This is a genomic window from Paenibacillus phyllosphaerae (assembly GCF_014192105.1).
GTDB classification, from domain to species: Bacteria; Bacillota; Bacilli; order Paenibacillales; family Paenibacillaceae; genus Paenibacillus_Z; species Paenibacillus_Z phyllosphaerae.
Genome location: NZ_JACHXK010000004.1, coordinates 276,886 through 289,507 on the forward strand (window position 1 = coordinate 276,886; position 12,622 = coordinate 289,507).

Here is a 12,622-nt window from a genome sequence, read left to right on the forward strand (position 1 = left end):
CCTAGAAGAGAGAATTTTCTGGGGACGTCTTGCGTACGAGCCAGTTCGCCGTAATGACCACGATGAAGCCGAATACGGACTGATACAGGCTGACCGCGCTGCCCATGGAGAAGTTGAAGTTCGTCATCAGCGAGCGGAATACGTACGTCTCGATAATATCCGTGCTGGCATAGAGTGCCGTATTGTTCGCGCCTACCAAGTTGAAGAACAATCCGAAGTTGCCTTTCAGAATGCCGCCGAGCGAGAAGAGCAGCAAGATGATGAACGTTGGCTTCAGCCAAGGCAGAATAATGTAGCGAATGCGTTGGAACGCATTGGCGCCGTCGATCTCCGCCGCTTCCACGATCTCGTTATCGAGACCCATGATCGCCGCAAAATAGACGATGGAGCCGTAACCGGTCGATTGCCAGAGGAACGTCAGAATGATAATGAACGGCCATAGCACCGGGTTCGAATAGGTCTTGAGCGGATCGTAGCCCAGCGATTCGAGAATCGAGTTCAGCAGGCCGTAATCGTAGCTCAGCACGTTGTAGGCGATTAGGCCGATCAGAACGGCCGAGATAAAATGCGGCAGGAACATGAGCGTCTGCGACACTTTTTTGAACCATTTGACCCGAAGCTCGTTCAGGAAGATCGCTACGACAATCTGCAAGATATTGCCGAGCAGGATGAACGCGATGTTGTAAGCGACGGTGTTGAACGTCAGGCGCCACAAGTCGCCGGTCTGCACAAGAAATTGAAAGTTCTTCAGTCCGACGAAATCACTCTTGAATATCCCGTCCGAGTAGTTGTAATTGATAAAGGCCAAGTACAAGCCCGGCATCGGGAGATAGGCGAATACGATAAAAAAGAGAATGGCAGGTATGCACATAATCAGCAGCGTTTTGTTGTTCCAGAACCGCTTCAGCTTGTTTCTCGTCGGCTTCGCGGTGCTGATCGCTGCTGTTTGGCTTTTGACAGCAGTTGCCATCGAACTCCCTCCTTCACATGTTGTTATACCGATCGGAACGTCAGGCTGCTCAGTACGCCCGGAGTCTGCGGATCAATCGCCTCCAGCATGATGGACAGACGGCTGGCCTCCTGGTTGAACCAAGGTCCCGGCAGGTAGAAGGAGCACGGATCTCCTCCCGTCATCACCGGTCTTGCCAAGCCGCCGGGCAGCCATAGTCTTCCGACGATCGTATCATCGAAGAATACCGTCAGCTTCAGATGCTCGCCCGCAACATGCACGCGCCATCCGTTCTTCGAATCCGAATTGATCGCGGTTCCATACAGCCATGCCACATCGCCGCTTCCAAGCTGCAGCGGGAACGCGGCCTTCTCAGCTGAAGATTCCGCTTGTGCCGCGTGTGCAAGCAGCCCCTCTTCCTCCGCTGCGGTAATTCTCCAGTTCCCCGCTTCCACCGTTTCGTAGACGAAGACGCGTCCTGCCGAACGGCCAAGCGGTCGTTCCAATACGACCGTCAGCTGCGTCTGCACGCCAGGCTGCACCAGGTTCGTAATGTCCAGGAATGGATCGAATTCGTTGATCGAACCGGCGAGGCGGCCATCCACGAATAACTGGCCGGTTGCTTCCACGCCGTCGAACTGAACGATGAAGCTGCTAGCTTCCGATGAAGGTACGTAGGAACGTCTGAGCACCTCATGCGCCGGATTAGCCGGCGAGAGCCATCCTCCGAAGCTGACGATTGCCCAATCTTTGTCGTCGAGCTGGCCGACATCGGCTTCGCTCATCCCGCTTTCGTCCTGCCGCTTGAAGCGCCAATTAGACGTAAGATTCACCTTCGACAAAACGGCGGATAGGCCTTGTATCCCCTTCAGGGCATGAAGCTTGAGGCCAGGTAATCTCGAATCATCGAAATTCGTATGCCCCCAAATCTCGACTCGCGCGGTAAGCGCTGACAAAGAACGCGGTGCGTCAAATGCCACATAGCGACTGCTGCCGCCAGGCGTTACCGTTCCGGCATATTCCCCGTCCGCGTAGAGCGATACGACATCGCTTCCACTGTGCACGAGCAATCCTTCCGCCGGTTTCGCCAGGCTTGGGACTACGCCTTCATACCAGGCATAACCGCGATAAATTCCGTTGCGCTCCAGAAAATCCGCACGTTCGGTCCGGATCGCCTCACCGGACTCCGTTCCTTCGCTCATAGATGCGGCCCCGTCTCCGACAGCTATCCTCCAATCAGTGTCTGCTTCGGACTCCAGGCTGATCAACGCTTCCGGGATCGACGAGTAAATGGAACCGGTTTCATCAATGCCTGTTGAGTAAAGCGCTTTCCCAAGTGTGGTTCCGACCAGTATGATTCGGCGGCCATCCTGCAGCATAATCGTCGCGCTGCTGTCCTTCTCCTCTGTTGGCGACAGTGTGATTCGAATCCGATTCTGATCCCGATTGGCTTGTGCGGAGTCGGTATCGATCGCCGCGACCTCATTGATGTCCAGTTCAATCTCGAACGAAGTTGCGCTATGGAATGCGAGCACCGCACCGGACTCGTTCGCCAAGGCGTCATATAGTTCTGCTCCGGCTTGAACAAGCTCGCCTTTCATGCCCCACAATGTAAGCGGGATTGCCGTCGGCACGATGATTGAACGGCCACCAGGCAGGTTAACCTCGAGCTGCTTCGATTCCGATTCAGGAGCATCGTGAGCCAGCGTAACCGATTGCGCATCGTCGCTGCCATTCGTCAGGAAGATCAGTTTACCGCCGCCTTGAAGCGCTAGCAGATGGGGTCCATACACCCACTTGCTGTCTTGCGCCGCCTGTAACGACCAAGTGTCATCCGTGACGGGAGCCGCTTCCGCGATCGCTCGCCCATACGTATCGATAATCCGGCTAAGCAGCCTTCCTTCATACGCTTCCTTCCGGACATGCCCTTCAGGGGAGATCATCCCATGGAAGTCGTAATCGGAAGTTAGGAATGCCAGAGGCTTACCCCAGTTGTTCGTCGCGTTCGTAAAACCGAAATCCGTGCCCGACACTTGCAGATAAGGACCGAGCAGTTTGGCCCCTGCCGATAGCAGACGGCGCAGCAGGTAATGCGAACGGTTCGTCTCCGTCACCATCAGCGGATAATCTTGATTCGCCAGCCTGTCGCGGTATTCGCGCACTTTATGCTCGAATTCCGGATCGCGGTCATTCGGATAAAAATTACATGTCGGAATGACGCCGTCAGCGAGCCCGGATGCTTCGAATAGTCCGCCTTGACCCGCGCAAGCGATTAGAGGAATCGTCAGGCTGCCGGCAATCGCCATATCCCGAAGCGCCCCGATATAACCTTCCGGATCATCACACGCGAAGAAATCTAATTCGTTGTCGAGCTGAACGCAGATGACGGTGCCGCCCGCTCCAACCTCATAGGCTTTGAGAATCGGCAAAATTTGATCGAACCAGCGAGATACATGCGCCAGATAAGCCGGATCGTTCTGCCGAATCTGAACCTCATCCTTGGCGAACAAATACGCCGGCAGCGCGCCTCCATCCCATTCGGAGCAAATATAAGGGCCAGGCCGCGCTACGACCCATAAGCCAACTTCCTGCGCCAATTGGAGGAATGCCGCCACATCACGCTGTCCCTTAAAGTCCCAGCTGCCTTCCTCGCGCTCATGGTAGTTCCAAGGAAAATAGACATCGATGCAGTTGTATCCGCTTTCTTTTACTTGTTCCATTCGCTCTCGCCACAGCTGATGCGGGATCCGGAAGTAGAACAGGGATGCGCTCATAAGGAGGACCGGCTCGCCTTGGATGCGAATGGATTGGGCAGATAGATTAATAACTGGTTCTGTGTTAACCGATGTAGACATACGAGCTACCCCCTTGGCTATCGTTGTCGATCTGTGTAACCCATTTCATGAAACCCGTTACATTATATGCGAAAATAAGGACATCAATTGCAGTTAGATCATGTAACCGTCAATGGGATGTCTAGGTGAACATTGGTTTGCGAGTTGGTATGAGGCTCGCAGCATTGTTCAAGATTGAATTTGGTTTGCGAGCTAGTACGATGCTCGCAGCATTGGTCAAGATTGAATTTGGTTTGCGAGCTAGTACGAGGCTCGCTCAAGCGTGAATTTGGTTTGCGATTAAGTATGGGTATCGCAGCATTGTTCAATTGGTTTGCGTATTAGCACGCAGGATCGATGAAGTAAGTTTGGTCAGTGATGTGGGGTGCAGCATGACTCAGTTAGAGTTGCCTGATACAGAAGGGAAGCGTCGGTAATCATAAAACCATATCCAAAGCACTTATTGGTAATCGTTGGAAACAAGTTATCATATGACGAACCAAGCTTGTAAGGTGAGCACGAAGATGAAATGAAACGGGTTTCATAAATAGCATTCGGGTAATGTAAGGGCTTTCACTTGTGATTCTATACGCTGTATTCCGTGCTGTCAACCTTTTTATTGGGAATATTTGTCCTCCCCTCTAATTGGCTGACAGCGATGCTGGAGGTGCGGTCGACTCGCGAATCCGTAGTTCCGGCACAATCTTGGTCAGTTTCGGCACCTTGTTCTTCGTAATCAACTTGTGCAGAATATCGGCCGCCTGGCTGCCGAGCTCCTCTGCCTTCAGCGAAATCGTCGTGAGCTCCGGACTCGTATAGGATGCGAACGGAATATCGTCATACCCGACCAAAGACAGATCATCCGGCACTCGCAGCCCCGCTTTCGTAGCTGCCTTAAGCGCACCGAACGCAATCAGATCGTTGACGCACACGACGGCAGTCGGCCGTACCTTACCTTGCAGCAGCTCCTCCATGAACCGGAATCCTTTCCGTACCGAAAATCCGCCATTGATCATCCATTCCTTGCGGATCGGGAGACCGTTCTTCTCCATCGTGCGAGTGAAACCTTGCGTTCGCGCGATTGTATTGGACATGTGCTTGAACCCGCCGATGATGGCGATTTCCTTGTGCCCCTGGTCAATGAGATGCTGCGTGGCCAATTCAGCCCCAAGCTTCTCGTCGGCAGCGACCCTCGTTAACCCTGCTCCGGGCAGATTGCCGTTGACTAGCACGATGGGCACACGTTTGCCCAATTCCATCACTTCGTTCGTCAGCTCTTGTCCCGGCTTAGCCAGGTCAATCCGGCCGCCGATCATGACGATTCCGTCCACCTGTTTCTCCATCAAGAGACTTAAGTATTGGGACTCTCGGGCATATTGATCGGTGTTGTCCTCGTTCGAGGATACGGTATCGCACAGGAAATACGTGTACCCTTTCGAGCGCGCCGCCTTATCGAAGCCTGCGAGAATTTCCGGGAAGAACGGATTCGTGATATCAGGCAAAATAATTCCGATCATGCCCGTTTCTTTCTTCGTCAAGCTGCGTGCCAGCGCATTGGGCTGAAACTGATACTTGTTAATAAGCTCGGTAATTCGGTCTCTAGTCGCTTTCTTTACGGGTGCGGTATTGTTCAACACTCTGGATACGGTTGCTACGGAGACATTCGCTTCCTTCGCGATATCATATACTGTAATCGGTTTCATAAATTGTCACCCTTTTACATCATTTTGCCAATCGAACCGCAAGCTATGAAAGACGTTTTACGGACAGATCATAGCATGAATGCTGGTTTCGCGTCTATAGATTCCCATGTACATCCATTTCTTCCTTTCACATGTAAGACAACCATCCACACGGACCATTGTGGGATCAAAAAGCCCGATCCGCCGGCTAGATCAGATCGAGCTTTGCCTTGCTATTCGCAGCATTGCACCGCATTACGCTCAAGCCGGCTCTTGCAGCGGAATACGAATATTGAGCAGTGCGCCTGCAGGATCACCGTGCGCGCGGGACATCTCGACCGATCCGCCGAGCAGCCTGATCCGTTCGCGCATCGTCGACAAGCCGAATCCGTCCGGGACCGCAGCGAAAGGCGTTCCGTCGTTATGCAGCAGGAAGGCGATCATATCGCCATCGGTATACAGTTTGAAATCGAATCGGTGGCATCGGCCATGCTTGATGCCATTCGTCAGCCCCTCTTGCAGCGCGTGATAAATGATTTTTTTATGCTTGGCGTCCAATTCCGGAAGCGGTCGAATATCCCGGGTAATCGTAATGCCCGTCATTTGCTCCGTCTCATCCATCAGCTCGTTAAGCGTGTCCGGAAGATTTGCCCGGCTGAAGTCGTCCTTCATCATGCGAACGGCGGCCCTCACGTCGACTAGGCCTTTGCGCACCGATTCCAGCGCTGCATCGAGCTTGTTCTGCGCCTGTTCCGGGTCTTTGGGCATCAGCCGTTTGGCCGCTTCGAGCTGAATGGCGGCTCCTGTCAGTTTATGACCGAGAATGTCATGGATTTCGTGCGAAATCCGGTTGCGCTCTTCCCAGATGGCAACCTCATTCAGCGCTTCGAATGTCTCCTTCATCGAGGCTTCCAGCTGCGCATGCGTCTCTTCCAGCACCGCCGTACGCTCGCGTACTTGCTCTTCCAGCGATTGATTCAAATGCGACAGTTCGGCCGCAAACGTTTGCGCTTGGTGGTGAATTTCGCGAAAATGCGATGCGAGCACCATCCCCATGCACAGGACGAAGACGAATCCGGCTACGTAGACAATATCCGTGGCCCAGTAGAACGTATAGAGCGGCCAATGATCGTACATCCAGACGTAGACGGACGGGAATTGGGCGAACATCCATTTGTGCAGCCAGAGGAAGACCATGATCGCGTTGCCGAACAGCACCCATTCGATTTTGCCATCTACCTGGAAGCCGCTGTTCCGAACGAGAGAAACCGAGATGACAAGCAAGATACTAGCTAGCATCAGATGGAATGGCTGACCGGTAAGCGCTAGGAATAACGGCTGATCGATCCAAGCCACCATGGCGCAGCCAATGTAATAAACAAGCACGATTCGACGGCAGAATCGGATGCTGCCTCGGCCGACAGCCGGATAAAGCTGTTCGAGAAACGCGATGTAAGCCAGCATCGACAGCGGCAGAACCAGCGGATAGAAATAATTGGCCGTAGACGTATCGACAAAATAATCGAGCGCCTCAGAATTGAGCACGCATCCTAGCCCTTGCCCCAGGGCCATTAGCGAGAAGAACAGATAATACAGCTGTCGTCTATTGGCCGCGTAAGCGAACAACGCAACAAGACCGATAAACACGAAAATAATGCCAAGCATCATCTTGACCGCATTCTGACGGAAAATGTGACTGTACGCTTTCTCCGCGCTCGTCATCATCACTGTCGCTTCATAGAGCTCTATGCCGGGTTCGGGCTGGATAATGCGAATATAAGTTTCGCCCTCTGCCGGAACGGGCTGAAGCCGAAAATGATTGTCCGTCTTCACATAAGGGTTCATTCGCATGTTGAAGCTCTGTACGCGCTCGTCGTTTACATAAACCTCATAGTGCTGGAGACCGCGGATCCATAAGCTTGGCTCGCGCAATTTTAACTGATGCGGCCTTAACTTCACCCAGTATTCGCCGGCAAATCGGGCCGCCTCCTCCGTCCCCAGCACGGATGTCAAACTTCGCCAAGCGATTGTCGAATCTTGCACATGCCCGCTGCTTACGGGGATTTCGCCCAAGTAGATCTCGCTTCTAAGCTCAGGCTCCAAACTGCTATAGGCAGTCGGGAAATTGGGTATTCGCAACCCGTCGTTGATGAGTGCGGTTAAACTGACAAAACAAGCGATGATGATCGCACTGAAGCAAGCGTATTTGAATAGCAGCTTCATCAGCTGCCTGCCCGAGGACGACATGGGGCACTCTCCTTCTCTATCACGCAGAATGGATGTATTACGAGGATGAAATTCTAAGCGGATTGTGCATGGTTAAAACTGTCGTATTCACCTTCCCATTGTATACGAGAGGCCGCTTTCTTACAATTATGGTTTATCGCATGCTTTATCACGATGCAGCAATCTAGCGTTAAATCGTGTGCTTGCATATCATTTTTGCGATCGTATAGAATGCATTCAAGTCATTCCAATCATAAAGCCACAGGCGATGACGGAGAGAGTAAGCAGGACGGATTCCAAGACAGGGACGGGTTGCCGCCGACTGAGAGCACCCGCTGGAAGCACCTTGCCGAAGTTCACTCCCAAGCCGGTACCTGAACGGATACGCATGTATCTTCCGCGTATTCAGTAGGGCTGCCCGTATACCTGCGTTAAAGGTTCAAAGTGAGCATAGGTCCAGCGTAATCGTGATGCGATTACGGATTGTCCATGCTAATTAGGGTGGTACCACGACTTCTCGTCCCTTGCGGAGGAGGAGTCTTTTTGTTTTTCATTTTAATTCTACTTTTGCATGTTAAGGAGCGAATGAACATGAGCGAAACCAAATTGGATCAATTGCGCAAACGTCTGGATGAGGTGAATATGTCCCTGCTCGATCTATTGTCCGAACGTGCCCGAATTGCCCAGGAGATCGGCATCGAGAAAGAAAAACAAGGCGTGCCGAAGTTCGATCCGGTACGGGAGAATCATATGCTGGCCGAGCTGACGAGCGCGAACAACGGTCCATTCGACGATGAGACGATCCGTCACCTGTTCAAGCACATTTTTCAAGCATCGCTCAAGCTGCAGCAGGTCGACCATACCAAACATCTGCTCGTCAGCCGGAAGAAGCAGAAGGAAGATACGATCGTCTCTATCCGCGGAGTTGAGGTTGGCGGCGGTTCGCCGATCATGATCGCCGGTCCGTGTTCGGTAGAGAGCTATGAACAAGTGCGCCAAGTGGCTGCCCATCTGAAGACCTCGGGTATCACCGTGATGCGTGGCGGCGCGTTCAAGCCTCGGACTTCGCCGTATGATTTCCAGGGACTTGGTATCGAAGGCTTACGCATCCTGAAGGAAGTCGCCGATGAATTCGGCCTGCGCACGATCAGCGAAATCGTCGATCCGGCCCATATCGAGCTTGCCTGCCAATACATTGACGTCATCCAGATCGGCGCCCGCAATATGCAGAACTTCGAGCTGCTGAAGGCAGCCGGCGATATCCGCAAACCGATTCTGCTCAAACGCGGTCTGGCTGCGACGATTGACGAGTTCCTCCATGCCGCCGAATACATCGTGTCGCGAGGCAACACGCAGGTCATGCTGATCGAGAGAGGCATCCGCACGTATGAAAAAGCAACCCGCAATACGCTAGACATCTCAGCCTTGCCGATTCTGAAGCAAGAAAGCCATCTGCCTGTCCTGGTGGACGTCACGCACTCCACCGGTCGCAAAGATATTCTCGCCCCTTGCGCCAAAGCCGCCCTTGCCGCCGGAGCTGACGGCGTCATGGTCGAGGTGCATCCGAATCCGGCCACCGCGTTGTCCGATGCCCAGCAGCAGCTTAATTTCGAGGAATTCACGCGTTTCTACGATGACGTGCGCAACTTCACTCTCGTACCGCGATAATCTCCTGTTCTCCCGCGAGTATGGTATAATGCGTAGATGCATGATGAGCTGGAGGGATGAGAAGATGAAGCTGTATGTCATACTTGCGTTTAACGAAGACGGGATGGAGAATGTGTACGTCGGCCCGGACGAGGAAAAAGCATTGTCCTTGAAGCCTGAAGATTTCGAAAATTGCGACGCCTTATTCGTCGAGGTTTGGGAAGACGGGGAGAAGACGGACGACTATCGGCTGGAGCAGGAAGGGGTATGACCCCTTGGACCCCATTCGGGGAGTGCTAGGGGCTGTCCGCCCCTTGGAACCCGCTTTGGTGAAGGATGGAGGGCTGCCCCTTAAACCCTTTTTCACCCTTTTTCACCCTTTTTCACCCTCGCCCCTTCCCCCTCCGCCGAGGGGAACAAAGGGCCACGGCCCTCTTGACACCCGTAATTGGCGTGATACGAAACGCGGCCGTCCTCGATGTATCCTTTCGATGTTGGCCCGCTCTTGTCCACGAAAAATGCTGCATGAGTTTTACTCATCGCAGCATTTTTCGTGGACAAAGCTCTCCGTTCGAGCTTCGTTCGTGGCTTTTATGCCTTGAGGAGCAGACCTGTTTTGTTGCTTCACGAATGCTACTACGAGTTATTCCTCGCTTAACGTCCACTTTGTGGACACGCTTTACGTTTTTTTCCTTCGAGCTTTGTTCGCGGATTATCGTATTCTTTTCCAATCCCAATCATATTATTGATAATAAAAACCGACCCTTGGGTAAATTAATGGTATCCATACGAAAGGACTGATTCGGATCGATATCTACATTTACTTGGCGATGACTCTCGCTTATACCGTACTGTTCGTCATTGCCTTGAGGGACATCATACGTCAGCGCACATTCCATTTGCACCATTTGATTGCGCTCGTCATCTTTGGGCTGCTTTATGATAATGCCATTATCGCGATTGGGAAATTCGTAGGCGAAGGCGAATTATTGCGGACCCTCAGCCTCCCCCGGTTCTGGTTTCATGCCTGGTTTACCCCGTTACTGGTCATCGTAGGTTGGGCGATTATGCATCTTAGCCGAATTCGCGGATGGCATGCAGGGTCCCTCTCCTTCATACTAGCTTGGCTTGTAACGGCGGGACTGATCGTGTATCAAAGTATCCTGGTCGCCTTGGACGAGGTCAGTGCGCTGAAAGCTGTAAGCGAATATGGCGTCCTCCGTTATACGCCCGTTAAGGAGAGCGGCGCACCGATTATGGTAATTATCGTGGCCGGCATCCTGTTGCTGCTCGGTCTCGCGTTGGCCATCAAACGCAAATGGCCGTGGCTGCTTATTGGCGTAGCCATCTTGTTCATTGGGCGATCGATTCCGATCCCGGTGGAAAGTTCGGCGCTTACCAATGTGTTCGAGCTGATCCTCATTATCGCGATGCTAGCTGGCATCGGCCGCTTCAACAAAGCTAGGACGAACGCACATTGATGCCAAAAGGCCAATCCATTCACGCTTGAAGCGCACTGGTTGGCCTTTTGAACATGCTACCACTTCAGTTTATTTCCGAAAACGAGGGCGTTGCTGAGCTCACGTCCCGGCGTCGTTATGGTTTTGCCATTCGCATACAAGCCTGAAGAAGCGCCGCCATCCAGATTCATCGCTTGGACTGCCCCGAGCCCCAACATGATTTGCGCCCACTGATGAATCGTGGCGCCTCCAACCGTTGCCAGCACGATCGAGCCGTCTTTGCGAATCCCGATGCCGCTTCGTGCGCCGCCGCCAGTCAGAATCTTCGGATCTTTGAAACCCTCGGCATCTGGCGAGACGGCTGCTTTGCCATCCTTCACTAATCGGGGTCCAGCCCCGATCGCCGTATGCACCATGCTCCAGTCCAACGCTTTGCCCTGGTCGTCCTCGTACGTAACTTCATACGACACTTTATCGCCGAGATGGAAGCGATTTGCTTGGAACTTCTCGTTCCCTTGGAAGACGAGCACGTAACCGTCCTTCGGAATAGCGCTGTTCTCGCCATAGGCAATCTTCGTGACAACACCACTGCGAACGGTAATCGCGATGCCGGCTTTGAAGCCCAATTGCGTTCCCCGAGTCGGAGTGAAAAAAGCGGCTGTAGTGGCAGACACCGGCCCGCGATTCATGAAATACGTATACCAACTGCTCACTGTCCCCGAACTGCTCTCTACTTTGCCGAAAATTTTCATCCGCAGCGTATCCATGACCGCACTGCCGTCCCACTTGAATCCGATGGTCGTACCATAACTGCAAAAATGCTCCGGCATTCCGTTGACAATCACGTTCCCGTACGGATCCGGGGCGCCATTGTAAGCTTCGAAGAATGTTCCGTTTATCGCAACCTCCGCTTGATAGGCCGCTGCAATCGCGCTTAACGATTGAACTGCGCCGACCTTTCGCGAGGCCAGCCCCGTCGTAACCGGCATCCCTTTGGGGATCGTGACGGTCTGCACCTGGAATGTCGCGCCGGCAGCCTTCACGCTGCGCTTGGCATAGACGGCTTTCAACCCGGTAGCGGAATAAGCTGTAACCGTAAGCGGTATTCGCAGCATTGTGACGCCGGAGGTGCCGAACCCTTTGATCGTTACCGTAGTCTGCCCGGCCTTGACCGGCATGAGCACCCCTTGTTCATTCACCTTGGCTATCGCAGGATTGCCTGTCGTATATGCAATGCGCAACCCTTCGCCAGCTTGAAGCTTGAGTGCCAGCGGCAGACGCGCGCCAAGCGGCAGCGTAATCGAAGTTTGCGAGTACGACAACATGCTTGCGGCAACGCCCAATTCTACTGTGCCTGTTGCTGACGTAGCCGCTGACGCAATCCCATTAGTTTTATACACGTTCGCAGGGATGGCATAGGTTAAAACTGCTGCTGCCAACATTCCTAATACCAGTGCTTTCTTGCTTGTACGCTTACGCATCACAATCTTCTTCCCCTTCACAATCAAAGACTTCTGTTCCTAATTCATCGGAAGAAGTCCCATTATTATGAAGAGGTGCTCGCAAAAAAAGAAGCCTCGCCCAAGCGAAGCTTCTTCCGTTCAGCTACTTCTGTTCTTCGTCATAGCCCTCGTTCTCGATCTTGACGATCCCATTCGCCAGCTGTTGAATGCCGTCGCTGGTGCCAGCCATATAGACATCATTAAGCTGCTCTTCCGTCAGATCATTGCCCTGCAGATTGGACTGCTGCTGAGATTGCTGCTTTTGCTCGCTCATCGTTGTGCTCGCCTCCTTCCGCCAATTCGTTCCTGTGCAGGTTAGTAT

The 12,622-nt window shown here is 53.0% G+C and carries 9 protein-coding genes; 3 read left to right on the forward strand and 6 right to left on the reverse strand.

What is annotated here, in order from left to right; genetic code table 11:
* Position 1: 1 nt before the first annotated feature.
* The 4 genes from FHS18_RS11480 to FHS18_RS11495 form a co-directional block, all read right to left on the reverse strand.
* Complete coding sequence (locus tag FHS18_RS11480; RefSeq protein WP_246427617.1) at positions 2 to 871, reverse strand: ABC transporter permease; 870 nt, start codon at positions 869 to 871, stop codon at positions 2 to 4.
* Between the two features lie 122 nt (positions 872 to 993).
* Positions 994 to 3,804 (reverse strand): beta-galactosidase, encoded by a 2,811-nt coding sequence (locus FHS18_RS11485; RefSeq protein ID WP_183600150.1) that lies wholly within the window; start codon positions 3,802 to 3,804, stop codon positions 994 to 996.
* Positions 3,805 to 4,424: 620 nt separating this feature from the next.
* The gene (locus FHS18_RS11490; RefSeq protein ID WP_183600152.1) at positions 4,425 to 5,486 is read right to left on the reverse strand and encodes a LacI family DNA-binding transcriptional regulator; all 1,062 of its coding nucleotides are present in this window, start codon (positions 5,484 to 5,486) and stop codon (positions 4,425 to 4,427) included.
* Between the two features lie 240 nt (positions 5,487 to 5,726).
* Entirely contained in the window at positions 5,727 to 7,712 is a 1,986-nt protein-coding gene (locus tag FHS18_RS11495) for a sensor histidine kinase (protein ID WP_183600154.1), read from the reverse strand.
* A 570-nt stretch (positions 7,713 to 8,282) separates the two neighbouring features.
* Between FHS18_RS11495 and FHS18_RS11500 the strand changes: the two genes are divergently transcribed.
* The 3 genes from FHS18_RS11500 (at position 8,283) to FHS18_RS11510 (ending at position 10,819) form a co-directional block, all read left to right on the forward strand.
* Positions 8,283 to 9,359: a bifunctional 3-deoxy-7-phosphoheptulonate synthase/chorismate mutase gene (locus tag FHS18_RS11500; protein WP_183600156.1), complete on the forward strand. Its 1,077-nt coding sequence runs from the start codon at positions 8,283 to 8,285 to the stop codon at positions 9,357 to 9,359.
* Positions 9,360 to 9,423: 64 nt separating this feature from the next.
* The gene (locus FHS18_RS11505) at positions 9,424 to 9,609 is read left to right on the forward strand and encodes a hypothetical protein (protein ID WP_183600157.1); all 186 of its coding nucleotides are present in this window, start codon (positions 9,424 to 9,426) and stop codon (positions 9,607 to 9,609) included.
* Between the two features lie 553 nt (positions 9,610 to 10,162).
* Complete coding sequence (locus tag FHS18_RS11510; protein WP_183600159.1) at positions 10,163 to 10,819, forward strand: hypothetical protein; 657 nt, start codon at positions 10,163 to 10,165, stop codon at positions 10,817 to 10,819.
* 56 nt (positions 10,820 to 10,875) lie between these two features.
* Here the strand turns inward: FHS18_RS11510 and FHS18_RS11515 are convergent, their stop codons facing one another.
* Together FHS18_RS11515 and FHS18_RS11520 are read right to left on the reverse strand one after the other, a co-directional pair.
* Complete coding sequence (locus FHS18_RS11515; protein ID WP_246427592.1) at positions 10,876 to 12,279, reverse strand: phosphodiester glycosidase family protein; 1,404 nt, start codon at positions 12,277 to 12,279, stop codon at positions 10,876 to 10,878.
* A 124-nt stretch (positions 12,280 to 12,403) separates the two neighbouring features.
* Positions 12,404 to 12,574 (reverse strand): DUF4025 domain-containing protein, encoded by a 171-nt coding sequence (locus tag FHS18_RS11520; RefSeq protein WP_183600161.1) that lies wholly within the window; start codon positions 12,572 to 12,574, stop codon positions 12,404 to 12,406.
* Positions 12,575 to 12,622: the final 48 nt, after the last annotated feature.

Coding starts and splice junctions, on each gene's coding strand:
- FHS18_RS11480 (WP_246427617.1), bottom strand. CDS start 871: ATGTGCATACCTGCCATTCTCTTTTTTATCGTATTCGCCTATCTCCCG.
- FHS18_RS11485 (WP_183600150.1), bottom strand. CDS start 3,804: ATGTCTACATCGGTTAACACAGAACCAGTTATTAATCTATCTGCCCAA.
- FHS18_RS11490 (WP_183600152.1), bottom strand. CDS start 5,486: ATGAAACCGATTACAGTATATGATATCGCGAAGGAAGCGAATGTCTCC.
- FHS18_RS11495 (WP_183600154.1), bottom strand. CDS start 7,712: ATGTCGTCCTCGGGCAGGCAGCTGATGAAGCTGCTATTCAAATACGCT.
- FHS18_RS11500 (WP_183600156.1), top strand. CDS start 8,283: ATGAGCGAAACCAAATTGGATCAATTGCGCAAACGTCTGGATGAGGTG.
- FHS18_RS11505 (WP_183600157.1), top strand. CDS start 9,424: ATGAAGCTGTATGTCATACTTGCGTTTAACGAAGACGGGATGGAGAAT.
- FHS18_RS11515 (WP_246427592.1), bottom strand. CDS start 12,279: ATGCGTAAGCGTACAAGCAAGAAAGCACTGGTATTAGGAATGTTGGCA.
- FHS18_RS11520 (WP_183600161.1), bottom strand. CDS start 12,574: ATGAGCGAGCAAAAGCAGCAATCTCAGCAGCAGTCCAATCTGCAGGGC.